This window comes from Serratia sp. BNK-4 (assembly GCF_048685115.1).
In the GTDB taxonomy this organism is placed as follows: Bacteria; Pseudomonadota; Gammaproteobacteria; order Enterobacterales; family Enterobacteriaceae; genus Serratia; species Serratia bockelmannii.
Genome location: NZ_JBLQTM010000001.1, coordinates 4,664,119 through 4,689,244 on the forward strand (window position 1 = coordinate 4,664,119; position 25,126 = coordinate 4,689,244).

26 protein-coding genes are annotated in these 25,126 nt (G+C 59.6%); 18 read left to right on the top strand and 8 right to left on the bottom strand.

The genetic code is table 11. The annotated features are described in order from the left end of the window. Entirely contained in the window at positions 1-318 is a 318-nt protein-coding gene (gene metJ / locus ACMGGW_RS22135) for a met regulon transcriptional regulator MetJ (RefSeq protein ID WP_006317756.1), read from the top strand. Between the two features lie 77 nt (positions 319-395). Here the strand turns inward: metJ and rpmE are convergent, their stop codons facing one another. Then, positions 396-611, bottom strand: coding sequence for a 50S ribosomal protein L31 (rpmE, locus tag ACMGGW_RS22140; RefSeq protein ID WP_004931078.1), 216 nt, complete (start codon positions 609-611; stop codon positions 396-398). Between the two features lie 200 nt (positions 612-811). Between rpmE and priA the strand changes: the two genes are divergently transcribed. The 7 genes from priA to rraA all read left to right on the top strand — a co-directional run bounded on the left by priA (position 812) and on the right by rraA (position 8,880). Further along, positions 812-3,007 carry a primosomal protein N' gene (gene priA / locus ACMGGW_RS22145; protein ID WP_197819693.1) on the top strand — a complete coding sequence of 732 codons (2,196 nt, stop codon included), beginning with the start codon at positions 812-814 and terminating at the stop codon, positions 3,005-3,007. Between the two features lie 291 nt (positions 3,008-3,298). Beyond that, the gene (gene cytR / locus ACMGGW_RS22150) at positions 3,299-4,327 is read left to right on the top strand and encodes a DNA-binding transcriptional regulator CytR (protein WP_025304661.1); all 1,029 of its coding nucleotides are present in this window, start codon (positions 3,299-3,301) and stop codon (positions 4,325-4,327) included. Between the two features lie 65 nt (positions 4,328-4,392). Further along, positions 4,393-5,325 carry a cell division protein FtsN gene (ftsN, locus tag ACMGGW_RS22155; RefSeq protein WP_099817562.1) on the top strand — a complete coding sequence of 311 codons (933 nt, stop codon included), beginning with the start codon at positions 4,393-4,395 and terminating at the stop codon, positions 5,323-5,325. A gap of 102 nt (positions 5,326-5,427) precedes the next feature. Beyond that, the gene (gene hslV / locus ACMGGW_RS22160) at positions 5,428-5,958 is read left to right on the top strand and encodes an ATP-dependent protease subunit HslV (protein ID WP_004931085.1); all 531 of its coding nucleotides are present in this window, start codon (positions 5,428-5,430) and stop codon (positions 5,956-5,958) included. Positions 5,959-5,970: 12 nt separating this feature from the next. After that, positions 5,971-7,305 (top strand): HslU--HslV peptidase ATPase subunit, encoded by a 1,335-nt coding sequence (hslU, locus tag ACMGGW_RS22165; RefSeq protein WP_025304663.1) that lies wholly within the window; start codon positions 5,971-5,973, stop codon positions 7,303-7,305. Between the two features lie 96 nt (positions 7,306-7,401). Then, positions 7,402-8,319 (top strand): 1,4-dihydroxy-2-naphthoate polyprenyltransferase, encoded by a 918-nt coding sequence (locus ACMGGW_RS22170; RefSeq protein WP_015379416.1) that lies wholly within the window; start codon positions 7,402-7,404, stop codon positions 8,317-8,319. Positions 8,320-8,394: 75 nt separating this feature from the next. Next, positions 8,395-8,880 carry a ribonuclease E activity regulator RraA gene (gene rraA / locus ACMGGW_RS22175; protein WP_004931090.1) on the top strand — a complete coding sequence of 162 codons (486 nt, stop codon included), beginning with the start codon at positions 8,395-8,397 and terminating at the stop codon, positions 8,878-8,880. Between the two features lie 60 nt (positions 8,881-8,940). On the opposite strand, the gene zapB is transcribed toward rraA, so the two are convergent. Continuing rightward, complete coding sequence (gene zapB, locus ACMGGW_RS22180; protein ID WP_004931092.1) at positions 8,941-9,180, bottom strand: septal ring assembly protein ZapB; 240 nt, start codon at positions 9,178-9,180, stop codon at positions 8,941-8,943. 524 nt (positions 9,181-9,704) lie between these two features. Here zapB and ACMGGW_RS22185 point away from each other — a divergent pair. The 3 genes from ACMGGW_RS22185 to glpX all read left to right on the top strand — a co-directional run bounded on the left by ACMGGW_RS22185 (position 9,705) and on the right by glpX (position 13,242). Beyond that, on the top strand, positions 9,705-10,550 hold the full coding sequence (locus ACMGGW_RS22185; protein WP_049195738.1) for an MIP/aquaporin family protein: 846 nt from the start codon (positions 9,705-9,707) through the stop codon (positions 10,548-10,550). A gap of 42 nt (positions 10,551-10,592) precedes the next feature. Continuing rightward, complete coding sequence (gene glpK, locus ACMGGW_RS22190) at positions 10,593-12,101, top strand: glycerol kinase GlpK (protein WP_025304664.1); 1,509 nt, start codon at positions 10,593-10,595, stop codon at positions 12,099-12,101. A gap of 130 nt (positions 12,102-12,231) precedes the next feature. Further along, positions 12,232-13,242, top strand: coding sequence for a class II fructose-bisphosphatase (gene glpX, locus ACMGGW_RS22195; protein ID WP_025304665.1), 1,011 nt, complete (start codon positions 12,232-12,234; stop codon positions 13,240-13,242). Between the two features lie 194 nt (positions 13,243-13,436). Here the strand turns inward: glpX and emrD are convergent, their stop codons facing one another. Then, positions 13,437-14,621, bottom strand: coding sequence for a multidrug efflux MFS transporter EmrD (emrD, locus tag ACMGGW_RS22200; protein ID WP_025304666.1), 1,185 nt, complete (start codon positions 14,619-14,621; stop codon positions 13,437-13,439). Between the two features lie 297 nt (positions 14,622-14,918). On the opposite strand from emrD, the gene ACMGGW_RS22205 reads away from it, so the two are divergent. Then, positions 14,919-15,530 carry a helix-turn-helix transcriptional regulator gene (locus ACMGGW_RS22205; protein ID WP_043140982.1) on the top strand — a complete coding sequence of 204 codons (612 nt, stop codon included), beginning with the start codon at positions 14,919-14,921 and terminating at the stop codon, positions 15,528-15,530. A gap of 3 nt (positions 15,531-15,533) precedes the next feature. Then, the gene (gene fpr / locus ACMGGW_RS22210) at positions 15,534-16,280 is read left to right on the top strand and encodes a ferredoxin--NADP(+) reductase (protein WP_049294995.1); all 747 of its coding nucleotides are present in this window, start codon (positions 15,534-15,536) and stop codon (positions 16,278-16,280) included. An 11-nt stretch (positions 16,281-16,291) separates the two neighbouring features. Here fpr and ACMGGW_RS22215 read toward each other — a convergent pair whose 3' ends face one another. Beyond that, positions 16,292-16,711, bottom strand: coding sequence for a DUF805 domain-containing protein (locus ACMGGW_RS22215; RefSeq protein WP_016929710.1), 420 nt, complete (start codon positions 16,709-16,711; stop codon positions 16,292-16,294). 199 nt (positions 16,712-16,910) lie between these two features. Between ACMGGW_RS22215 and ACMGGW_RS22220 the strand changes: the two genes are divergently transcribed. Then, on the top strand, positions 16,911-17,495 hold the full coding sequence (locus ACMGGW_RS22220; RefSeq protein WP_060435280.1) for a DUF1454 family protein: 585 nt from the start codon (positions 16,911-16,913) through the stop codon (positions 17,493-17,495). 127 nt (positions 17,496-17,622) lie between these two features. Then, on the top strand, positions 17,623-18,390 hold the full coding sequence (tpiA, locus tag ACMGGW_RS22225) for a triose-phosphate isomerase (RefSeq protein ID WP_004931113.1): 768 nt from the start codon (positions 17,623-17,625) through the stop codon (positions 18,388-18,390). Between the two features lie 65 nt (positions 18,391-18,455). On the opposite strand, the gene ACMGGW_RS22230 is transcribed toward tpiA, so the two are convergent. The 4 genes from ACMGGW_RS22230 to cpxP all read right to left on the bottom strand — a co-directional run bounded on the left by ACMGGW_RS22230 (position 18,456) and on the right by cpxP (position 22,337). Then, entirely contained in the window at positions 18,456-19,445 is a 990-nt protein-coding gene (locus ACMGGW_RS22230) for a sulfate ABC transporter substrate-binding protein (protein WP_043140999.1), read from the bottom strand. Positions 19,446-19,628: 183 nt separating this feature from the next. Beyond that, the gene (pfkA, locus tag ACMGGW_RS22235) at positions 19,629-20,591 is read right to left on the bottom strand and encodes a 6-phosphofructokinase (protein WP_004931116.1); all 963 of its coding nucleotides are present in this window, start codon (positions 20,589-20,591) and stop codon (positions 19,629-19,631) included. A gap of 231 nt (positions 20,592-20,822) precedes the next feature. Continuing rightward, positions 20,823-21,725 carry a CDF family cation-efflux transporter FieF gene (gene fieF / locus ACMGGW_RS22240; protein ID WP_197832608.1) on the bottom strand — a complete coding sequence of 301 codons (903 nt, stop codon included), beginning with the start codon at positions 21,723-21,725 and terminating at the stop codon, positions 20,823-20,825. 132 nt (positions 21,726-21,857) lie between these two features. Beyond that, on the bottom strand, positions 21,858-22,337 hold the full coding sequence (gene cpxP, locus ACMGGW_RS22245) for a cell-envelope stress modulator CpxP (protein ID WP_004931122.1): 480 nt from the start codon (positions 22,335-22,337) through the stop codon (positions 21,858-21,860). Positions 22,338-22,485: 148 nt separating this feature from the next. Between cpxP and cpxR the strand changes: the two genes are divergently transcribed. The 3 genes from cpxR to trmL are packed head-to-tail and all read left to right on the top strand — an operon-like array spanning position 22,486 to position 25,092. After that, positions 22,486-23,184 carry an envelope stress response regulator transcription factor CpxR gene (cpxR, locus tag ACMGGW_RS22250; RefSeq protein ID WP_025304671.1) on the top strand — a complete coding sequence of 233 codons (699 nt, stop codon included), beginning with the start codon at positions 22,486-22,488 and terminating at the stop codon, positions 23,182-23,184. Further along, positions 23,181-24,575 (top strand): envelope stress sensor histidine kinase CpxA, encoded by a 1,395-nt coding sequence (gene cpxA / locus ACMGGW_RS22255; protein ID WP_015379421.1) that lies wholly within the window; start codon positions 23,181-23,183, stop codon positions 24,573-24,575. The genes cpxR and cpxA overlap by 4 nt, the downstream gene beginning before the upstream one ends. A gap of 43 nt (positions 24,576-24,618) precedes the next feature. After that, on the top strand, positions 24,619-25,092 hold the full coding sequence (gene trmL, locus ACMGGW_RS22260; RefSeq protein WP_025304673.1) for a tRNA (uridine(34)/cytosine(34)/5-carboxymethylaminomethyluridine(34)-2'-O)-methyltransferase TrmL: 474 nt from the start codon (positions 24,619-24,621) through the stop codon (positions 25,090-25,092). Positions 25,093-25,126: the final 34 nt, after the last annotated feature.

Below are 25,126 nucleotides of genomic sequence, written 5' to 3' on the forward strand. Positions count from 1 at the left end.
ATGGCTGAGTGGAACGGCGAGTATGTCAGCCCTTACGCTGAACACGGTAAAAAAAGCGAGCAAGTCAAAAAGATCACGGTATCCATTCCGCTGAAGGTCCTGAAAATCCTCACCGACGAACGGACCCGTCGCCAGGTGAACAACCTGCGCCACGCCACCAACAGCGAACTGCTGTGCGAAGCGTTTCTGCATGCCTTTACCGGCCAGCCGCTGCCGAACGATGAAGACCTGCGCAAAGAGCGCAGCGATGAAATCCCGGAAGCCGCAAAAGTGTTGATGCGCGAACTGGGTGTCGATCCCGATACCTGGGAATATTGAGAACCGCCCGGCGAACGCCGGCGGCAGAAACGAAAAAAGGCGCCCAAGGCGCCTTTTTCATCGGACGATAAGAAATCTTATTTCTTAGCGCCTGGTACGCTGAAACGCTTGTTGAAGCGGTCAACGCGGCCACCGGTAGCAACGTCACGCTGCTTGCCAGTGTAGAACGGGTGGCATGCGCCACAAACGTCCAGGTTCAGATCGTGGCCCACGGTGGAGCGGATCTTCATCACGTTACCGCAAGAGCAGTTAGCAGTAACTTCTTCGTATTTTGGGTGGATACCTTGTTTCATGGGAAACCTCAGTTAAGGCCGTGTCGCTATCCAGCCCTGTTTCGCCAGACACCACACGTGGTTGATAATAGAATTTTGGTATCGAATTATACCAAAGGCGGCAAATTATACAGCATTAGCCGAGGCGCGCAATCGGAACCGTACATTTGCCGATGCGCCGTGTAAACTGATGCCCACTTTTTTTCAATTTGGATGAGATCATGCCCGTCGTACACGTTGCCTTGCCGGTCCCCCTCGCCCGCACCTTCGACTATCTGCTGCCGCCCGGCATGCAGCCGGTGGCCGGCGCGCGCGTGGGCGTGCCCTGGGGCAGGCAGCATGCGATCGGCATCGTCACCGGCTGCAGCGACACCAGCGAACTGCCGCTGGACAAGCTCAAACCGATCGACAGCGTGATAGACGCCGAGTCGCTGTTCTCCCCCAGCCTGTGGCGCATCCTGCGCTGGGCCAGCGATTACTATCACTACCCCATCGGCGAAGTGCTGTTTCACGCGCTGCCGATCCTGCTGCGGCAAGGCAAACCGGCCGAAGCCGCGCCGCTGTGGCAGTGGTTCGCCACCGAAGAGGGGCGCGCCACCCCGCCCGAAAGCCTGAAACGCGCGCCGAAACAGCAGCAGGCGCTGGCGGCGCTGCTGCAACGCCCGATCTATCGCCATCAGGTCAGCCAGCTGGAGCTGACGGAAAGCGCCCTGCAGGCGCTGCGCGCCAAAGGGCTGATCGATCTGCGCGCTCAGGTCGCGGATACGCACGACTGGCGCCCTAACTTCGCGGTGCTCGGCGAGCGGCTGCGGCTGAACACCGAACAGGCTACCGCCGTCGGGGCGATCAGAAGCGAGGATGAGCAGTTCGCCGCCTGGCTGCTGGCCGGGGTGACCGGCTCCGGCAAGACCGAGGTGTACCTCAGCGTGCTGGAAAACGTGCTGGCCAAAGGCCGACAGGCGCTGGTGCTGGTGCCGGAAATCGGCCTGACGCCGCAAACCATCGCCCGCTTTCGCGAGCGCTTCAACGCGCCGGTGGACGTGCTGCACTCCGGGTTAAACGACAGCGAGCGGCTGGCGGTTTGGCTGCGCGCGCGCAGCGGCGAAGCCGCCATCGTCATCGGCACCCGCTCGGCGCTGTTCACGCCATTCCGACAGTTGGGCGTGATCATCATCGACGAAGAGCACGACAGCTCTTATAAACAGCAGGAAGGCTGGCGCTACCACGCCCGCGATCTGGCGGTGTTCCGCGCCCGGGAAGAAGACATCCCGATGGTGATGGGCTCCGCCACGCCGGCACTGGAAACGCTGCACAACGTGCAACTGGGCAAATATCGCCAGTTGAAGCTCACCCAGCGCGCGGGCAACGCCAAACCGGCGGCGCAGCACCTGATCGATCTGAAAGGGCTGCCGCTGAAGGTCGGCCTGTCGCAACCGCTTTTGAAAAGCATGCAGCACCATTTAAAAGCCGGCAACCAGGTGATGCTGTTCCTCAACCGCCGCGGTTACGCCCCGGCGCTGCTGTGCCACGAGTGCGGTTGGATCGCCGAGTGCCAGCGCTGCGATCACTACTACACCTTCCACCAGCATCAGCGCCAGCTGCGCTGCCACCACTGCGACAGCCAGCGACCGGTGCCGCACCAGTGCCCACAGTGCGGCTCCACCCATCTGGTGTCGGTCGGCGTCGGCACCGAACAGCTGGAGCATGAGCTGGCGCCGCTGTTCCCCGACACGCCGATCACCCGCATCGATCGTGACACCACCAGCCGCAAAGGATCGCTGGAGCAGCACCTGGCGGATATTCATCGCGGCGAAGCGCGCATTCTGATCGGCACGCAAATGCTGGCCAAGGGCCACCATTTTCCCGACGTCACGCTGGTGGCGTTGCTGGACGTGGACGGCGCGCTGTTCTCCGCCGACTTCCGTTCCGCCGAGCGTTTCGCTCAGCTGTATACTCAGGTCTCCGGGCGAGCGGGCCGCGCGGGCAAACAGGGTGAAGTGCTGCTGCAAACCCACCACCCGGAGCACCCGTTATTGCAGGTGCTGCTGCAACAGGGTTACGACGCCTTCGCCAAACAGACGCTGGCGGAGCGCAACAGCGTGTTTCTGCCGCCTTACACCAGCCACATCATCGTGCGCGCCGAAGATCACGACAACCAGCAGGCCCCGCTGTTCCTGCAGCAGCTGCGCAACCTGCTGGAAGCCAGCCCGCTGAAGGACGACTCGCTGTGGGTGATGGGCCCGGTGCCGGCGCTGCAGTCCAAACGCGGCGGCCGTTTCCGCTGGCAGCTGTTGCTGCAACATCCGACGCGGCGCGTCCTGCAACAGCTGATGAAAAGCTCGCTGCCGCTGATCGGCACTCTGCCGCAAACGCGCAAGGTGAAATGGACGCTGGATGTCGATCCGATCGACAGCTGATCCCGGAAAAGTCCGATTTAGCTGCGGCAGTGCAAACGTTTACCCTTGAAATTGCGAGCGAACGCTAAAAAACCTTCTCAGGTCACATTTTTTATGCAAATTAGGTAACAAAGGCGGGGCGTATTCTGTTTAGAATGTCTGCGAGGGCAAATTTTGTCGCCACATCGCAGCGCGACGGAGTGCCCGAACGCGAGTGGCGCTCAATGACAACAATCCCGCCACCGCATGCCGGACATTGTGAGCAAACAGCAGTAGTGGCGTCGGCATGGGGCTGACGCAAGGAGAAAGGCGTTGGAACACAAGAAAGAGTTATCCATGGCGACCATGAAAGACGTCGCCGAAATGGCGGGCGTTTCAACGGCTACCGTATCGCGTGCGCTGATGAACCCGGAAAAGGTGTCGACGCCAACGCGCCAGAAAGTAGAACAGGCCGTGCTGGCCGTGGGTTATTCTCCTCATGCTCTGTCACGCAATATCAAACGCAACGAATCTCGCACTATCCTGGTGATCGTGCCCGACATCTGCGATCCGTTTTTCGCCGATGTGATCCAGGGGATCGAACAGACCGCCGCCCAACAAGGCTATCTGGTGCTGATCGGCGACTGCGCGCAGCAAAACCAGCAAGAACGCACCTTCGTCAATCTGATCATCACCAAACAGATCGACGGCATGCTGCTGCTGGGCTCTAACCTGCCGTTCGACGCCAGCAAGGAAGAGCAGCGCAACCTGCCGCCGATGGTGATGGCCAACGAGTTCGCGCCCGAGCTGGAACTGCCGACGGTGCATATCGACAACCTGACCGCCGCCTTTGAAGCCGTGCATTATTTGCATCAACTGGGCCACCGGCAGATCGCCTGCGTCGCCGGGCCGGAACAGATGCCGCTGAGCCATTATCGGCTACAGGGTTACGTTCAAGCGCTACGTCGTAATGGCATTACCGTCGAAAGCAGCTATATTACCCGGGGTGATTTTACCTACGAAGCCGGCGCGCAAGCGCTGACCCAGCTGATGGCTCAGCCGAAACCGCCGACGGCGGTGTTCTGCCACAGCGATGTCATGGCAATCGGCGTGCTGTCCCAGGCGAAGAAAATGGGGCTGCGGGTACCGCAGGATCTGTCGATCGTCGGCTTTGACGACCTCAAGCTGGCGCAATATTGCGATCCGCCGCTGACCACGGTGGCGCAGCCGCGTTTCCAGATAGGCCAACAGGCGATGTTATTGCTGTTGGAGCAGTTGAACGGCCAGACGGTGGCCAGCGGCTCCCGGCTGTTGGACAGTGAATTGATTATCAGAGGCAGCACCGCTGCCCCGAAACGCTAGTCAAATATTTTAGGGTTCAGTAACATGACGGACTTATCCTCTCATCAGGACACAGCGGAATAATAGTGGCACAAAAAGACTATGTAAGCCGTGGGCGCGCAGCAGGAGCTAAGCGTAAAACCCCCAGCCGTAAAAAACGCAGTTCTCCGAAGGTTTCCAAAACCGTGCTGGCGTTAGCCGCCGCGTTGCTGGTTATCTTTGTCGGTGGCCTCTATTTCATTACCCACAACAAGCCGGAAGACGCGCCGTTGTTGCCTGCGCACACCACGCGCCCCGGCAACGGCCTGCCGCCGAAGCCGGAAGAGCGCTGGCGCTACATCAAAGAGCTGGAAAACCGGCAGATCGGCGTGCAAACACCGACCGAACCGACGGCCGGCGGCGAGCTCAATTCCAAAACTCAGCTGACCGCCGAACAGCGGCAGTTGCTGGAGCAGATGCAGGCCGACATGCAGCAGCGTCCGACGCAGCTGAACGAAGTGCCGTATAACGATCCGGGCCAGGTCAACGCGCGCAGTAACCGCCAGCAGCAGATGCAACAACCGCAAATGCAACAGCAGCCGGTACAGCAACAGCAGCAGGTTACCCAGGCGCCGCGCAACCCGTTCAACAACGGAGCCACCACCGCGCCGGTGCAGCAGCACCAGCAACCGAAGCCGGTCACCCCACCGCCGGTGCAGGCGAAACAGCCTGAGCCGAAGCCGCAACCGAAGCCGGAGCCGAAACCGGAAGTGAAACAGGAAACGGCCAAGCAGGAAACCAAGCCGGAATCGAAACAGAAGTGGATGGTGCAATGCGGTTCGTTCCGCGCCACCGATCAGGCTGAATCCGTGCGTGCACGCCTGGCGTTCGAAGGCATCGAGAGCCGCATCACCGCCGGCGGCGGCTGGAATCGCGTGGTGCTCGGCCCCTACAGCAGCCGCGCAGCAGCGGATAAAACCCTTTCACGCCTGAAGGGCGTCGGCATGTCGAGTTGCATTCCCCTCTCCGTTGGGGGTTGAAAAGCGTCAATCCCCCCCCATCTATACTCTCAATATGCCTCGTAGCGTCTGCGAAAGCAGGCGCTGCGGGGACTTCTTTCCGTCTTTAACGAGGGTCTGCTCGTGACAACAATTGTAAGCGTACGCCGCAACGGCCAGGTCGTCATCGGTGGTGATGGCCAGGCAACCCTGGGTAATACGGTGATGAAGGGTAACGTCAAGAAAGTGCGTCGCCTGTATAACGACAAAGTGATCGCCGGTTTCGCCGGTGGCACCGCTGACGCCTTCACGCTGTTTGAACTGTTTGAACGCAAACTGGAAATGCATCAGGGCCACCTGGTGAAAGCCGCCGTCGAGCTGGCGAAAGACTGGCGCACCGACCGCATGCTGCGCAAGCTCGAAGCGCTGCTGGCGGTCGCCGATGAAACCGCCTCGCTGATCATCACCGGCAACGGCGATGTGGTGCAGCCGGAAAACGATCTGATCGCCATCGGCTCCGGCGGCCCGTACGCCCAGGCCGCCGCCCGCGCCATGTTGGAAAATACCGAGCTGAGCGCCCGCGATATCGTTGAGAAATCCCTCAACATCGCCGGTGACATCTGTATTTACACCAACCATTTCCACACCATTGAAGAATTGCCTTCCAAAGCGTAAGGATCGAATACCATGTCTGAAATGACCCCGCGCGAGATCGTCAGCGAACTGGACAGCTATATCATTGGCCAAAACAAGGCCAAACGCGCTGTCGCCATTGCCCTGCGCAACCGCTGGCGCCGGATGCAGCTCAACGAGATGCTGCGCCACGAAGTGACCCCGAAAAACATTCTGATGATCGGCCCGACCGGCGTCGGTAAAACCGAAATCGCCCGTCGTCTGGCGAAGCTGGCCAACGCGCCGTTCATCAAGGTTGAAGCCACCAAGTTCACCGAAGTGGGCTATGTGGGCAAAGAAGTGGATTCCATCATCCGCGATCTGACCGATGCTGCCATCAAAATGGTGCGTATGCAGTCGATCGAGAAAAACCGCACCCGTGCCGAAGAGTTGGCCGAAGAGCGCATTCTCGACGTGCTGATCCCGCCGGCCAAGAACAACTGGGGCCAGCCGGAAGAGCATCAGGAGCCGTCCGCCGCCCGCCAGGCATTCCGCAAGAAGCTGCGCGAAGGCCAGCTGGATGACAAAGAGATCGAAATCGATCTGGCCGCCGCGCCAATGGGCGTGGAAATCATGGCGCCTCCGGGCATGGAAGAGATGACCAACCAGCTGCAGTCGATGTTCCAGAACCTCGGCGGACAGAAGCAAAAACCGCGCAAGGTGAAGATCAAAGAAGCCTTCAAGCTGCTGGTGGAAGAAGAAGCCGCCAAGCTGGTGAACCCGGAAGAGCTGAAAGAGCAGGCGATCGAAGCGGTTGAACAGCACGGCATCGTATTTATCGATGAGATCGACAAAATCTGTAAGCGCGGCGGCCAGAGTTCCGGCCCGGACGTCTCGCGCGAAGGCGTGCAACGCGATCTGCTGCCGCTGGTGGAAGGCTGCACCGTATCCACCAAGCACGGTATGGTGAAGACCGACCACATCCTGTTCATCGCTTCCGGTGCGTTCCAGACCGCCAACCCGTCGGATCTGATCCCAGAACTACAGGGCCGTCTGCCGATCCGCGTTGAGCTGCAGGCGCTGACTACCGAAGACTTCGAGCGCATCCTGACCGAGCCGAGCGCATCGCTGACCGAACAGTACAAAGCGCTGATGGGCACCGAAGGCGTCAATATCGAGTTCACCGCCGACGGCATCCGCCGCATCGCCGAAGCCGCGTGGCAGGTCAACGAAAGCACCGAGAACATCGGCGCGCGTCGTCTGCACACCGTGCTGGAGCGTCTGATGGAAGATATTTCCTACGATGCGAGTGAAATTAATGGCCAATCCATTACAATTGATGCGGATTACGTGCGCAGTCATCTGGATGAACTGGTGGCGGATGAAGATTTGAGTCGTTTTATCCTATAATCGCTCAATCATTGTCTTGTCAGTCATCTGTGTGGGAGGCATTGCCTCCCACAATTATTTCTAACGGACACCGCAACTTACTGACAGAAGCGAAACATGAGCTCATCAACCTCCACCACCCCGATTTCCGCCTGGCTGGAAAGTCTACGCCCCCGCACCCTGCCGTTGGCCTTTGCCTCCATCGTGGTCGGCTCGGCGATCGCCGCCTGGCACGGCAGCCTGAAACCTGAAGTGGCGCTGCTGGCGCTGTTGACCGCCGGTCTGCTGCAGATCCTCTCCAACCTGGCGAACGACTACGGCGATGCGGTCAAAGGCAGCGACAAAGAAGATCGCATCGGGCCATTGCGCGGCATGCAAAAAGGCATGATCACCCAGGCGCAGATGAAGCGGGCGCTGGTGGTGACAGTGGTGCTGATCGCCCTCGCCGGCTGTTCGCTGATCGCCGTCGCCTGCGAGCAACCCAGCGACGTGGTGGGCTTCCTGGTGCTGGGCGGGCTGTCTATCGTGGCGGCGATCACTTACACCGTCGGCAACAAACCCTACGGGTATTTGGGGCTGGGCGACATCTCGGTGCTGGTGTTCTTCGGCTGGCTGAGCGTGGCCGGCACCTACTATTTGCAAACGCACACCTTCGACAGCGTCGTGATGCTGCCGGCCACCGCCTGCGGCCTGCTGGCGACGGCGGTGCTCAACATCAACAATCTGCGCGATATCGAGAGCGATCGCGAAAACGGCAAGAATACGCTGGCGGTGCGTCTCGGCCCGCACAAGGCGCGCATTTACCATGCCCTGCTGCTCGGCGGCGCGGTGCTGTGTTTCGCGCTGTTTACGCTGTTCAACCTCCACAGTCCGTGGGGTTGGCTGTTCGTGCTGGCGATCCCGCTGCTGGTGCGCCACGGCCTGCGCGTGCTGCGCGATCCGACGCCGGTCGGCATGCGGCCGATGCTGGAGCACATGGTCAAGGCGGCGTTGCTGGCCAACCTGCTGTTCGCCATCGGCGTGGCGCTCAGTTAAAAACTGATGATTTTGCCAACAGGGCGAATAAAGGGATATACTGAACATTCCTGCGGCAAACAGACGTAAAATCCTATGAAATACGATACTTCCGAACTTTGCGACATCTATCATGAAGAGGTGAACGTTGTTGAACCTCTGTTCTCCAATTTTGGCGGGCGTACTTCATTTGGCGGGCAGATCACCACGGTGAAATGCTTTGAGGATAACGGCCTGTTATTCGATCTGCTTGAAGAAAACGGCCGCGGCCGCGTGCTGTTGGTCGACGGCGGCGGTTCGGTTCGCCGGGCGCTGATCAACGCCGAACTGGCGCGCCTGGCCGCCCAGAACGAATGGGAAGGCATCGTGGTGTACGGCGCGGTGCGCCAGGTGGACGATCTGGAAGAGCTCGACATCGGCATTCAGGCGATGGCGGCGATCCCGGCGGGTGCCGTAAGCGAAGGCGTGGGCGAAAGCGATATCCGCGTCAACTTCGGTGGCGTCACCTTCTTCTCCGGCGATCATCTGTATGCCGACAACACCGGCATCATCCTCTCCGAAGACCCGCTCGACATCGAGTGATTTTCGGACATGAAAAAGGGCGCCTGAGGCGCCCTTTTCGTTGCTGCATGGCGTGAGGAATCAGACCTCTTCCATTTTGCCCAGCAGCGCGCGCAGGCGATCTTGCCATACGTGCTGTTCTTCTTTCAGCTGTTGGTTTTCGCGCACCAGCGCTTCGTGGTTGCCGGAGGCAGCCTGAACTTCCTGCGACAGAGAGTTGTTTTTGTCTTTCAGCTCTTCAATTTCCATCTGCAACAAGGTGATGGTATCAATCGCCTGCTGTACTTTTGCTTCCAGTTTCTCAAATACTTCAAATGACATGCTTCAGTCCCCTCATGATAGCAAGGCGTACATCTATAAGTAGCGGCCGCAACGTCGGCTGCAGCTACTGCGAATATTGCATCGCGCTCAGTGACGCGCGCCGTTACGGAAGGCGCGCCAGTCTCGATTCGTTAAAAACGATTGTAAGTAGCCAGTCTCCGCCTGTCTAGCAACATACCGGATCATCGCGCAGTCTGTTGCAATTTTCCTGCCCTCACCATCAGTAAAAACTGAAAATCCCCACCATCATCGCCGCGAGTTGTTAACAGCCCTCACCAAACCACTGGTCAGATCACACTTTTATGGCTCAGAAAGAACACTAAACGACGCGAAATCGCTCAATTTTATGACGCGCCACACACATTTTGATTTCGCTATTTCTCGTTTATGTTCGTTAACGATAAATTTACATCACGTCCTCATTCAATAATTGGACGAGATGAAAAAAACTGTGCCCATAGGCCGGATCTCTACCCAACTGAGCCTATAAACCAACAACCGCCGTTTTGCAGGACACCAACATTATGAGCCAAACCACCAGTCCGACATTAAAAGGCCAGTGCATCGCCGAGTTCCTCGGCACGGCGCTGCTGATCTTCTTTGGCGTAGGCTGCGTTGCCGCACTGAAACTGGCGGGCGCCAGCTTCGGCCAGTGGGAAATCAGCATCATTTGGGGCCTCGGCGTCGCCATGGCCATCTATCTGACCGCCGCCATTTCCGGCGCGCATCTCAACCCGGCGGTCACCCTCGCCCTGTGGCTGTTCGCCTGCTTCGACGGGCGCAAAGTGGTGCCTTACATCATTGCGCAGATCGCCGGCGCCTTCTGCGCCGCTGCCCTGGTCTATGGGCTGTACTACAACCTGTTCTTCGACTTCGAAGCGGCGCACCACATGGTGCGCGGCAGCAACGAAAGCCTCGAACTGGCCAGCATCTTCTCGACTTACCCTAACGCGCACATCTCCGTCGGCCAGGCCTTCCTGGTAGAAATGGTGATCGCGGCAATCCTGATGTGCCTGATCCTGGCGCTGACCGACGACGGCAACGGCATCCCGCGCGGCCCGCTGGCACCGCTGCTGATCGGTATTCTGATTGCCGTGATCGGCGCCTCCATGGGACCATTGACCGGCTTTGCGTTGAACCCGGCGCGTGACTTCGGCCCGAAACTGTTCGCCTACCTGGCCGGCTGGGGCAAAGTCGCCTTCACCGGCGCACGCGACATCCCATACTTCCTGGTGCCGATCTTCGCTCCTATCGTCGGCTGTGGCCTGGGCGCTTTCGGTTACCGCGCGCTGATTGGCCGCCACCTGCCGTGCGACGTCTGCGTGACGGAAGAAGAGCCCGACGCCAAGACCCAGCAGCGCAAAGCGTGATGGGTGCAGTTTTACACGGTTAACAACAGCAGGATAATTACCATGACTGTAGAAAAAAAATACATTGTCGCACTCGACCAAGGGACCACCAGCTCACGCGCCGTCGTGCTCGATCACGACGCCAACATCGTTGCGGTATCGCAGCGCGAATTCCCGCAGATCTATCCAAAGGCCGGCTGGGTTGAGCACGACCCGATGGAAATCTGGGCGTCGCAAAGCTCGACGCTGGTAGAAGTGCTGGCGAAAGCCGACATCAATTCCGATCAGATCGCCGGCATCGGCATCACCAACCAGCGCGAAACCACCATCGTCTGGGAAAAAGAGACCGGCAAGCCGGTCTACAACGCCATCGTCTGGCAGTGCCGCCGCACCGCCGACATCTGTGAGAAGCTCAAACGCGACGGCCTGGAAGAGTACATCCGTCACAACACCGGCCTGGTGGTTGACCCGTACTTCTCCGGCACCAAGGTGAAGTGGATCCTGGACAACGTCGAAGGCGCCCGCGAGCGCGCCAAACGCGGCGAACTGCTGTTCGGCACCGTCGATACCTGGCTGGTGTGGAAGATGACCCAGGGGCGCGTACACGTCACCGATTACACCAACGCCTCACGTACCATGATGTTCAACATCCACGAGCTGGACTGGGACGAGCGCATGCTGGAAGTGCTGGATATCCCGCGCGCCATGCTGCCGAAAGTCCGTCCTTCCTCCGAGGTGTACGGCCAGACCAACATCGGCGGTAAGGGCGGCACGCGTATTCCTATCGCCGGTATCGCCGGTGACCAGCAAGCGGCATTGTACGGCCAGCTGTGCGTTCAACCGGGCATGGCGAAGAACACCTACGGCACCGGCTGCTTCCTGCTGATGAACACCGGCAAAGAAGCGGTGCGTTCGAAAAACGGCCTGCTGACCACCATCGCCTGCGGCCCACGCGGCGAAGTGAACTATGCGCTGGAAGGCGCGGTGTTCATCGGCGGTGCGTCTATCCAGTGGCTGCGCGACGAGCTGAAACTGATCAGCGACGCCGCCGACTCCGAATATTTCGCCACCAAAGTGAAAGACAGCAACGGCGTCTACGTGGTGCCGGCCTTCACCGGCCTGGGCGCGCCCTACTGGGATCCGTATGCCCGCGGCGCCATCTTTGGCCTGACCCGCGGCGCCAACAGCAACCACATCATCCGCGCCACGCTGGAATCCATCGCCTTCCAGACTCGCGACGTGCTGGACGCCATGCAGGCCGACGCCAACACCCGCCTGCAATCGCTGCGCGTGGACGGCGGTGCGGTCGCCAACAACTTCCTGATGCAGTTCCAGTCCGATATCCTCGGCACCCGCGTAGAGCGCCCTGAAGTGCGTGAATCGACAGCGTTGGGCGCCGCGTTCCTAGCGGGCCTGGCCATCGGCTACTGGAACGATCTGGATGAGGTGAAGAGCAAAGCGGTGATTGAGCGCGAATTCCGCCCAAGCATCGAAACCACCGAACGCAACTACCGCTACAGCGGCTGGAAAAAAGCGGTGGCACGCGCGCAGGCGTGGGAAGATCACGACTAAACCCAGCCTTGCCGTTACCCCCCAAATTGCGCTGCCTGCGGGCGGCGCTTTTTTTTGCCCCGCCCCGCCGGCGCCGCGCTGTGATAGACTTTGCCGATATTTTCTTCCCTTTCTCACAGACAGGTTTGCCATGAAACGTGAATTAGCCATCGAATTTTCCCGCGTTACCGAAGCCGCTGCGCTGGCGGGCTACAAATGGCTGGGACGCGGCGACAAGAACGCCGCCGACGGTGCGGCGGTCCACGCCATGCGCATCATGCTCAACAAAGTGGACATCGATGGGCGCATCGTGATCGGCGAAGGCGAGATCGACGAAGCGCCGATGCTGTATATCGGCGAACAGGTCGGCAGCGGCCAGGGCGACGCGGTCGACATCGCTGTTGATCCGATCGAAGGCACCCGCATGACCGCCATGGGCCAATCCAACGCGCTGGCGGTCTTGGCGGTGGGCGATCGCGGCACCTTCCTGCACGCGCCGGACATGTACATGGAGAAGCTGGTGGTCGGCCCGGCGGCGCGCGGCGCCATCGATCTCAATCTGCCGCTGGCGGAGAACCTGCGGAACGTCGCCGCGCGGCTGAGCAAACCGCTGTCACAGCTGACGGTCATCGTGTTGGCCAAACCGCGCCACGACGGCGTCATCGCGCAGATGCAGCAGCTGGGCGTGCGGGTATTCGCCATTCCTGACGGCGACGTGGCGGCCTCCATTCTCACCTGCATGCCGGAAAGCGAGGTCGATGTGATGTACGGCATCGGCGGCGCGCCGGAAGGGGTGATCTCAGCCGCAGTGATCCGCGCGCTGGACGGCGACATGCAGGCGCGTTTGCTGCCGCGCCATAAGGTGAAAGGCGACAGCGCCGAAAACCGCCGCATCGGCGAACAGGAGCTGGCGCGCTGCCGGGAAATGGGTATCGAAGCCGGTCAGGCGCTGCGTCTGGATCAGATGGCGCGCAACGACAACGTGATCTTCTCCGCCACCGGCATCACCAAGGGCGATCTGCTGGAGGGCATCAGCCGCCAGGGCAACATGGCCACAACCGAAACCCTGCTGATCCGCGGCAAGTCGCGCACCATCCGCCGCATCCGTTCAACCCACTATCTGGATCGCAAAGACCCGGCGCTGCACGAGTTTCTGCTGTAACGAAACAGGGCGCCGAATGGCGCCCTGATGATTGATGGCAAACCTCATGCCCTTGCCGGGTTGGCAGAGAGCAGCGAATAGAAAACAAGGAAAATCAATTTATTGATTTTCGGCTAATAACCACAAAGGGGAGAAAAACCACGCTTTTTCTCCCTTTTGTCAACGGTATGAGGGCGCCGAATGGCGCCCTGTCGTTATGCGGTGTGTCCCTGATGCTGCATCCGGTTGGACAGCGGCCACCAGCACAGCAGGATCAACAGCGCCATCGCGAACATCAGCAATCCGAGGCTGAACTGCCCGGTTTGCGGCAGCATGGCGGAAAGCCAGGTCGCCAGACCGGACCCCATGTTCTGCATACCGCCCACCAACGCGCCCGCCGCGCCGGCCAGGTAAGGGAACGGCTCCATCGCCCCGGTGGTCGCCAGCGGGAACAGCATGCCGGCGCCGAAGAAGAACAATGCAGCCGGCACGATCAGCGTCCAGATATTCATCACGCCGAACCAGCCCGGGATCCACATCATCGCTCCCGCCAATAGACAGCTCAGCACCGAATGCCACATCAGGGTGTGGAAGGTTTTGCCGTCGCGCCCGGCGTACCAGGCACCGAAAAACGCCGCCGGGATCGGCAGAATGAACAGGATGCTGACGGTCAGGCCGCTCAGCCCCAACACGCCACCCATCAACACGCCGCAGCTGGCTTCAAATACCGCAATCCCCGCCAGCGCGCCGATCAGCATCACCAGATAGCAACTGAAGGTGCTGTCGCTCAGCAGCTGGCGGAAACTGGCCAGCATGCGGCGTTTTTCAGTTTGCACCGGGCGGGTTTCCGGCAACCAACGGAACATCGCGAAGGCGACGCAGGCGCACAGCGCCAGCAGGAAGGCGTAACAGGCGCGCCAGCCGAACACCATTGCCAGCGCGCCGCCGATCACCGGCGCCAGCAGCGGGCTGACCAAAATCCCCATGTTCAGCAGGCTGTTGGCATAGCGCAGCGCGGTGCCGGCATACAGATCGCGCGGCATGGTGCGCGCCATCACGCCCGCCACGCCGGTGCCCATCCCCTGGATGGCGCTGGCGGCGACCAGCATCGTCAGGTTGGTGGACAGCAACGCGCCCAGCGCGCCAACCAGGAAGATCATCATACCCGTCAGGATCACCGGACGACGCCCAATACGATCCGATATTGGCCCGTAAATCAGCTGGGAGAAACCGTAGGTTAGCAGATACGCCGCCATCACCCGTTGCACGGCGCCGGTACGAACCGACAGATCGTGGGCGATATCAGCAATCACGGGAACATAAATGGTTTGCGCCATCTGGCCGACGGCAACCAACAGGATAAGCATCACCAGCAGGTGAAAATTCTCTAGTTTTCTCATTATCTTCGTTAACGTTTCAACTCGTCACAGCGTCCCGGTATGGCCGTTGCAGCAGCCAGAACGGCGAGCAGCCCTCTATGGCGGCATAAACTAATCAAATCTGATTTTTTTAGCGAGTTTCAGGCAGATATTGATCCAGGTCACACTGGCAGCAAACCCGACCAGGCTCGTAAATTAAACTGTACGTCTAACGCTTTGGAGTTAAAAATAGCGCCCTTGCAGTAGCCGGGCTTTAGCATTTAATCGATAATTATTTTCATCAACTTGAAATAAAATAACACCATAGGGATTTGGTTCATGAAAACACCTGAGCTGATTTTATTGCAGTTAAAGGCTCTCGGCCCGCACTCGGCCAAAATGCTGGCGGAGCGTCTGGACATCACGCCGATGGGCATCCGACAACATCTGCAATCCCTGGAAAAACGTGAGTTGGTTTGTTACGAAGAAGCGCGCAGCAAGGTCGGCCGCCCGACGCGCTACTGGTCGCTGACCGAACGGGGGCACGCCTATGTGGCCGCCGATCAGGAGCGGCTGCGGGCATCCGCGCTGCAGCTGTTTGGCGGCGCCGGCGTGGAACCGTTGCTCAGCGCGCGCGAAGAGCAGCTTTATCTGCGTTACACCGAAGAGCTGTCCGCCGAACGCAGCCATCAGGACCGGTTAACCCGCCTAGTGCGTCTGCGGCAACACGACGGTTACATGGCAGAATTGCTCGACCATCCGCACGGTGCGCTACTGGTGGAAAACCACTGTCCGATCGGCGTGGCCGGTTCCAACTGCAGCAGCCTATGCAATTCCGAACTGCAGCTGTTTCATCGCCTGTTCGGCAACAACTACCGGGTAGAGCGCACCGCGCACGCCATTTCCGGCTCACGACATTGTGCTTATTTGATTCGACCACGGGAGCTTTAGAGTATGGCTGAATGGGTAAACGGCAAAGTTACGCAGGTAAAACAATGGACCGACGGGCTGTTCAGCCTGGTGGTCAATGCCCCCATCGATCCTTTCACCGCCGGGCAATTCGCCAAACTGGCGCTGGAGATCGACGGCGAACGGGTGCAACGCGCCTACTCCTACGTCAATGCCCCCGACGACGCCAACCTGGAGTTCTATCTGGTGACGGTGCCGGAAGGCAAACTAAGCCCGCGCCTCAATCAGCTACGGCCGGGGTCGGATGTAATGGTGACCAAAGAAGCGGCCGGCTTCTTCGTGCTGGACGAAGTGCCCGATTGCGACACGCTGTGGATGCTGGCGACCGGCACCGCCATCGGCCCCTATTTATCGATTCTGCAGCAGGGCGTCGGCCTGGAACGCTTTAACAACCTGGTGCTGGTGCACGCCGCGCGTTTCGCGCGCGATCTGAGCTACCTGCCGCTGATGCAACAACTGCAGCAACGCTACAACGGCAAGCTGCGTATCCAGACCGTCGTCAGCCGCGAAGAAACGCCCGGTTCACTGACCGGCCGCGTGCCGGCGCTGATCGAGGACGGCCGGCTGGAAGCGGCGATCGGCTTGACCATCGACACCGAAACCAGCCACGTGATGCTGTGCGGCAACCCGCAGATGGTGCGGGACACCCAGCAAACGCTGAAAGACCACCGCCAGATGCGCAAACACCTGCGCCGTAAACCGGGCCACATCACCAGCGAACACTACTGGTAACCCAAAGGGGATCAGCGAAACTTCACCGGTTCGGCTTCCGGGCCGAACCGATTGTCTCCCGGCGTGCCGACGAAGGCGCCCAGATCGATCATCATCATCACGATAATCAGCGTCGGGATGAAACGCCCGACGCCCCATTGCCAGATCGGCGCCAGCATCTGCCAGTTCCCTGCCGCCAGCATCCACGCCAGGATCAGCAGCAGCGCCCACCAGCCGGCCTTGTTGCGATCGTGCAGGCGTTTGACCAGCACCGCCGCCGTCGGCCACAGCAGCGCCACGATAAAGAAGGCGATGGATTGGATGGCGATCAGCTGATAATTGGCCAGCGTAAACGCCGCCGCCATCAGCACCAACCACAGCCCCATCCAGATCCAGAAGTCGCGCCGCCCAATGCGACCCTTAAAAGAAAAACACCACTGTTGTAACGTCATCGATTCCTGCGCTCTAAGCCTGCCCATATTCTGCGCCGCAGTGTAACATAGGCGCTGCCGGGCCGAGTTTTCCGCCTCGCATAACGCGGTGCGCCGCACAGCTTTCTCGTCAGCGAACCGATAATGGCGTGGGATCTTTGACAAGGCCCGCGAGTTATCGCTTTAATCGGAGCCATCTTTGTCCTTGATGCCATACGCCATGCTGAGAAAAACCCTCGTCATCGCCTGTCTGTTGCAGGCCGCCGCCAGCGCCTGGGCCGATCCGCCGCCCGCCGATGCAGCACCCGCCGCACCTTACCTGCTGGCCGGGGCGCCGACGTTCGATCTGACGGTGGTCAAATTCCGCGAAAAATACAATCGCGACAACCCGAAGCTGCCGATTGGCGAATTCCGCGCCATTCCGGCCACCGAAGACGATTCGCCGCTGCTGACGCGCGCCGCCAGCAAACTCAACGAAAACCTGTATGCCTCCACCGCGCTGGAGAAAGGCACCGGTAAAATCAAAACGTTGCAGATCACTCATCTGCCGCTGCAGCAGGCCAATGAAGAAAAAGCCGCGCGCGCCATCGCCATCAGCTACATGGCGGCGCTGATGCGCCAGTTCGAACCGGCGTTGACGGTGGAGCAGAGCCAGAACAAGGTGAACAGCCTGCTGGAAAAAGGCAAAGGATCGCGCTTTTACCAACAGCAGGTCGGCGCCATTCGCTATGTCGTCTCGGACAACGGCGATAAAGGCGTAACCTTCGCGGTTGAACCGATTAAGCTAGCGCTTTCCGAGCCGTAACGGCGCGGCATTTAATGACGAAAAGCAAAGCCTTCGCGCTTAATGATCTCTATACTGTTGGGCAGGTAAACTGCCGGTCCGGCAGTTGTCATTTCGACTCTCGCGTTCCCTAGTTGGAGGAAAAAACATGCGTCATCCATTAGTTATGGGTAACTGGAAGCTTAACGGCAGCACTCACATGGTCAACGAACTGATCGCCGGTCTGCGCAATGAGCTGAGCAGCGTTGACGGCTGTGGCGTCGCCATCGCCCCGCCGGTGATGTATCTGGATCAGGCCAAGCACGCGCTGGCCGGCAGCCGCATCGCGCTGGGCGCGCAGAACGTGGACGTTAACCTGTCCGGCGCCTTCACCGGTGAAGTTTCCGCCAACATGCTGAAAGACGTCGGTGCCCAGTACATCATCATCGGCCACTCCGAGCGTCGTACCTACCACAAAGAAAGCGACGAAGTGATCGCCGAGAAATTCGCCGTGCTGAAAGAAGCCGGCCTGATCCCGGTACTGTGCATCGGTGAAACCGAAGCGGAAAACGCCGCGGGCAAAACTGAAGAAGTGTGCGCGCGCCAGATCGACGCCGTGCTGAAAACCCTGGGCGCACCGGCGATGAAAGGCACCGTGATCGCCTATGAGCCGGTCTGGGCCATCGGTACCGGCAAATCCGCGACCCCTGCACAGGCACAGGCCGTGCACAAATTTATCCGCGATCACATCGCCAAACACGATGCCGCGGTTGCCGCTGAAATCATCATCCAGTACGGTGGTTCGGTGAACGACAAGAACGCCGCAGAGCTGTTCTCCCAGCCGGACATCGACGGCGCGCTGGTGGGCGGCGCCTCGCTGAAAGCCGACGCTTTCGCCGTGATCGTCAAAGCCGCTGCCGCAGCAAAAAAAGCCTGATTGCCCTAGGCTTGCCATAAAAAAACCCCGGCTTGCCGGGGTTTTTTATTGCCGCTCAAACGGCATCAGCGTTTGCTTATTTCGTCGAACACGCCGCCGGTAGCGAAGTGCACCTTCTGCGCTTCGGTCCAGCCGCCGAAAGTGTCATCCACGGTGAACAACTTCAGCTGCGGGAACTGCCCGGCGAACTTGGCCGCCACCGCCGCATCGCGCGGGCGATAATAGTTCTGCGCCGCAATAGTCTGCCCTTCCGGTGAATACAGATACTTCAGGTAGGCGGTCGCCACGTCGCGGGTACCACGTTTATCGACGACCTTATCCACCACCGACACCGTCGGTTCGGCCAGGATCGATTCGCTCGGCGTAATAATCTCGAACTTGTCTTTGCCCAGCTCTTTCTCCGCCAGCAACGCTTCGTTTTCCCAAGCGATCAGCACGTCGCCGATGCCGCGCTCAACGAAGGTGTTGGTCGAGCCGCGCGCGCCGGAATCCAGCACTTCGACGTTCTTGTACAGGTTTTTGACGAAGTCCTGCGCCTTGGCCTTATCGTTGTTGTTGTGGTGCAACGCGTAGCCCCAGGCGGCCAGGTAGTTCCAGCGGGCGCCACCGGAGGTTTTCGGATTCGGGGTGATCACCGACACGCCCGGCTTAATCAAGTCAGGCCAGTCATGAATTTGCTTCGGGTTGCCTTTGCGCACCAGGAAGACGATGGTCGACGTGTAAGGCGCCGAGTTGTCCGGCAAGCGTTTTATCCAGTCTTTCTCAATGCGCCCGCGTTCGGCGATGGCGTCAACGTCATAGGCCAGCGCCAGCGTCACCACGTCGGCCTCGATGCCGTTGATCACCGAGGTCGCCTGTTTGCCGGAACCGCCGTGCGACTGTCGCACCGTCACCTTGTCGCCGGTTTCCGCCTGATAGTGCTTGCTGAATGCCGTGTTGTAAGCCTGATAGAACTCACGCGTCGGATCGTATGACACGTTCAGCAACTGAATATCCTTCGCCATGGCGCCGGACGCCAACAGCACCAATGTCAGACCTACACCCCATTTACGCATCGACAGGCTCTCCCAGAAAATTAACGCAACCTCAATCGGTTGATTTAGCATCAGAGCCTGCCAGAAACTTTCCCGGCAATTAAAGAATAAAAAATTTTGGGATAGATGATTCTGGAATATGTCGCCGACGGGCATAAAAAAGCCCCCGCAAGCGGAGGCTTTCGGCGCGCGGTGAGCGGCGAATCAGTACAGCTTTTTCGCCGTTTCCAGCCAGTCGCCCTTGAACGGACGCTTCATGTTTTCGATCGCGTCGATGATGTCGTGATGCACCATTTTTTCGTTCTGGATACCGACGCAGCGGCCGCCGTAACCCTGCAGCAGCAGTTCGATGGCGTAGGCGCCCATGCGCGAGGCCAGGATGCGGTCGTAGGCGACCGGTGAACCACCGCGTTGAATGTGGCCCAGCACGGTGGCGCGGGTTTCACGCTTGGTTTCCTGCTCGATGTGGCGCGCCAGCTCATCGATGTCGCAGATGTGCTCGGTGATCGCCACGATGGCGTGTTTTTTACCCTTGGCGATACCGGCCTTGATTTCGCACACCAGATCTTCGCGATTGAATTCGATTTCAGGCAGCACGATGAATTCGCAACCACCGGCAATCGCCGCCGCCAGCGTCAGATCGCCGCAGTAACGGCCCATCACTTCTACGATGGAGATACGCTGGTGCGACGAGGAGGTATCGCGCAGGCGGTCGATCGCTTCCACCACGGTTTCCAGCGCGGTGAAGTAACCGATAGTGTAGTCGGTACCGGCGACATCGTTATCGATGGTGCCTGGCAGGCCGATGCACGGGAAGCCTTCTTCCGTCAGGCGTTTGGCGCCCATGTAGGAACCGTCGCCGCCGATCACCACCAGCGCGTCGATGCCGCGATTCTTCAGGTTTTCAATCGCCTTGGCACGCACGTTTTCATCCCTGAACTCCGGGAAGCGGGCCGAGCCGAGGAAGGTGCCGCCGCGGTTGATCATGTCGGACACGCTATAGCGGTCCAGCTGCTCCATGCGATCTTCGTACAAGCCAAGGTAGCCATCGTAAATACCAAAAACTTCCAGACCTTCTGAAAGCGCAGAACGCACAACGCCGCGGATTGCAGCGTTCATACCCGGCGAATCACCGCCGCTCGTCAGTACACCGATTTTCTTGATCATGACTACCTCTGAACTGTGTAGATGCAATTTCTTAAGAATTCTGTCTCCGCCGATCGTCTTGAAACCTCTCCGGCTGCAGAAAACCAGCTTTACGGCTTATTGCTGGATATTATATCAAAAACACCCAGCTGAATTGATTCAAGTCACGCAATATAACGGTAAAAACACCGCATGGCACGCTGAGCTAACTCAGATATTCATGATAATACTTCGCGCTATGCCTCTATCTGATTATAGCTCCCAATGCCCCTGCCTACCCGGCGGCACCACGGAGCACGGATCCAGGTGAATGATGACGTCCGCCCCCGTAAAACGGTGTCGCAACGCCTGTTCCACCTGATCGGCCAACCGATGCGCCTCACGCAGCGGCAGCGTGTCTTCCATCTCCAGATGCAGCTGGATGAAACGCGTCGGCCCCGACTGACGCGTGCGCAGATCGTGCGCGCCTTTCACCCCGGGCCAGGAGGAAACCACCTCGATAATCGCCTGGCGCTCGTCATCCGGCAACGCCCGATCCAGTAGCGACTGCACCGCTTCGTAGCCCATGCGCAGCGCGCTATAGAGGATGTATACGCCGATGCCCAGCGCGAACAGCGCATCTGCCCGGTGGAAGCCGTACCAGCTTAGCCCAAGAGCGATAAGAATAGCACCATTCATCATGACATCTGACTGATAATGCAGCATATCTGCGCGCACCGCCTGGCTACGGGTTTTTCTGACCACCCAACGTTGATAGGTGACCAGAATCAGGGTGCTGATTAACGCGATCACCGTCACGACGACCCCAACGCCGGGATCGCGCAGCGTTTGCGGCGCATACAGGTGCTGGAAGCCGGTGAGGAACAGAAACAGGGCGGAGCCGGAAATAAACATGCTTTGCGCCAGCGCCGCCAGCGACTCCGCTTTGCCGTGGCCGAAGGTGTGCTCGGCATCGGCCGGCTGCAGCGAATAACGCACCACCAGAAGGTTGGTCAGCGAGGCGGCGATATCGACCAACGAATCCACCAGCGCCGCCAACAGGCTGACCGAACCGGTGTGGTACCAGGCGACGATTTTGATCAACAGCAGCGACGACGCCAACGCAGTTGCGGCCAACGCAGCGGACTTTACCAGGCGAGCATAACGCTGTTCCATTAAGGGATCCCGGTCAAAAGGTGTGGCGCTCAATATAGCGAAATGTCGGATAAAAAAAACCCCGCCATCATGGCGGGGAAGACAGGGATGGTGTCTATGGCAAGGAAAAACAGGGGACTACTCAGTCGTACTTCACTTCTGGGCAGAAGCTTGCTGCAAACCAGAAATTTGTTGCTCCATCTGCTGCATACGCTGCTGATGTTTCTGGTCTAAAACACTTTTTTGCTCTGGCGTCAGCAGGTTATACATTTGGTTGCGCACCCGGGCCATTTCGACCTGGCGCTTGACCTGCTGTTGGGCCATCTTCTCCGCCTGGGCGTACACGGCGGCTTCGTCAAATTTCTCTGCGGTCACCAGTTTATGCATGGCTTCCATTTCAGCTACATTGACACCAGGCAGATCGTGCCGGGCCTGACGCATCAAATCGCGCATTTGCTGGCGCTGCTGTTCGCTGAGGCTGACACCGTCGAACATATGGTGCTGGCCGGGTATTCGGGTCATCGCGTCGTTGCCGGGAGGTTGGGCTGTGTCCGGTATAGTGTCGGCAGCGAAGGCAGCGGTCGAACCAATTGCCAGCAGTGATGCCATAACTAATGCGGTCACCTTACGCATTTCAACTCCTCAAGCTTTCTCACTTTGCGAATCAACGAGGAGCAGTGTACCGCTACACCTGAAAACCTGCGTCAGTGCATGTAAAACTACGTAAAGTCATGGAATGGCAACAGTTGATGACGTATTTTGCGTCTGGAGGTAAATCATAATGAACAAGATTCTGTTAGTTGACGACGACCGCGAGTTGACCTCGCTGTTAAAAGAACTGCTTGAAATGGAAGGTTTTAATATCGTCGTCGCGCACGATGGCGAGCAGGCGTTGTCGCTGCTGGACAGCTCCATCGATCTGCTGCTGCTCGACATCATGATGCCGAAGAAAAACGGCATCGATACGCTGAAAGAACTGCGCCAACATCACCAGACACCGGTCATCATGCTGACCGCGCGCGGCAGCGAACTGGACCGCGTGCTGGGCCTGGAGCTGGGCGCCGATGATTACCTGCCGAAACCCTTCAACGATCGCGAGCTAGTCGCGCGTATTCGCGCCATTCTGCGCCGTTCCAACTGGAGCGAACAGCAGCAGCAGGTCGACAGCGGCGCCCCGACGCTGGATGTCGATGGCCTGCAGCTGAATCCCGGCCGCCAGGAGGCCAGCTTCGACGGCCAGGTGCTGGATCTGACCGGCACCGAGTTCACCCTGCTTTACCTGCTGGCGCAGCACCTCGGGCAGGTGGTATCGCGCGAACTGCTGAGCCAGGAAGTGCTGGGCAAACGCCTGACTCCGTTCGATCGCGCTATCGACATGCACATCTCCAACCTGCGGCGTAAGCTGCCGGATCGCAAAGACGGGCATCCGTGGTTCAAAACCCTGCGCGGGCGTGGTTATTTGATGGTATCTGCAACATGATCAACAGTTTGACGGCACGCATCTTCGCCATTTTCTGGTTTACGTTAGCCCTGGTGCTAATGCTGGTGCTGATGGTGCCCAAGCTCGACTCCCGCCAAATGACCTCGCTGCTCGACAGCGAGCAGCGGCAGGGGTTGATGCTGGAACAGCACGTCGAGGCCGAGTTGCAAAACGATCCGGCCAACGATCTGATGTGGTGGCGCCGCCTGTTCCGCGCCATCGACAAATGGGCGCCGCCGGGCCAACGCCTGTTGCTGGTCACCAGCGAAGGCCGGGTGATCGGCGCGCAGCGCAACGAAATGCAGATCGTCCGCAACTTCATCGGCCAATCCGATAATTCGGATCATCCCAAGAAGAAAAAGTACGGCCGCGTCGAGCTGGTCGGGCCGTTCGCGGTGCGCGACGGCGAAGACAACTACCAGCTGTACCTGATCCGTCCCGCCAACAGCCCGCAATCCGATTTCATCAACCTGATGTTCGACCGGCCGCTGCTGCTGCTGATCGTCACCATGCTGATCAGCGCCCCGCTGCTGCTGTGGCTGGCCTGGAGCCTGGCGAAACCGGCACGCAAGCTGAAGAACGCCGCCGATGACGTGGCGCGCGGCAACCTGAAGCAGCATCCGGAACTGGAGGCCGGCCCGCAGGAGTTCCTGGCCACCGGCGCCAGCTTCAACCAGATGGTCAGCGCGCTGGAACGCATGATGAACGCTCAGCAACGGCTGATCTCGGACATCTCGCACGAGCTGCGCACGCCGCTGACGCGCCTGCAGCTGGCCACCGCGCTGATGCGCCGCCGCCACGGCGAAGGGCACGAACTGGCGCGCATCGAAACCGAAGCGCAGCGGCTGGATTCGATGATCAACGATCTGCTGGCGCTGTCGCGCGGGCAGCAAAAGGGCGAGCTGGCGCGCGAGCAGTTGAAGGCCAACGAACTGTGGGCCGACGTGCTGGACAACGCCCGTTTCGAAGCGGAACAGATGGGCAAGCAGTTGGAGATCGCTGCGCCGCCAGGTCCGTGGACGCTGTTCGGCAACGCGAGCGCGCTGGACAGCGCGTTGGAAAACATCGTGCGCAACGCCCTGCGGTATTCACACACCCGCATTGCCGTGGCGTTCAGCGCCGACAATCAGGGCGTGACCATCCAGGTTGACGACGACGGCCCCGGCGTCAGCGCCGAAGACCGCGAGCAGATCTTCCGTCCGTTCTACCGCACCGATGAAGCGCGCGACCGTGAGTCCGGCGGCACCGGCCTCGGCCTGGCGATCGTCGAGGCGGCGGTCAACCAGCATCGCGGCTGGGTGAAGGCCGAAGACAGCCCGCTTGGCGGCCTGCGGCTGGTGCTGTGGCTGCCGCTGCATCATCAACGCCTATCGTCTAAGACAGAACAGTAAGAGTTTGCTATCCTGCGCCCCTCGTTCACGAGGGGCCTGCAACATGCTGAACATCGTTTTATTTGAACCCGAAATTCCACCCAATACCGGCAATATCATCCGCCTGTGCGCCAATACCGGCTTTAATCTGCATCTGATCGAACCGCTGGGTTTTCCGTGGGACGACAAACGCCTGCGCCGCGCCGGGCTGGATTACCATGAGTTCACCCGCGTCCACCGTCATGCCGACTACGCCGCTTTTCTCGCCGCCGAAAACCCGCAGCGGCTGTTTGCCCTCACCACCAAGGGCACGCCGGCGCACAGCGCCGTCAGCTACCAGGCCGGCGACTACCTGCTGTTCGGTCCGGAAACGCGTGGATTGCCTGCCGACATCCTCGATGCGCTGCCCGCGCAGCAAAAAATCCGCATCCCAATGCAGGCGCAAAGCCGCAGCATGAACCTGTCGAATGCCGTATCGGTGGTGGTGTATGAAGCCTGGCGGCAGTTGGACTATGCCGGCGCGCTGATCAAAGCGTAATCCGCGACGACGCGCCATACTGGAAGGGTTAACC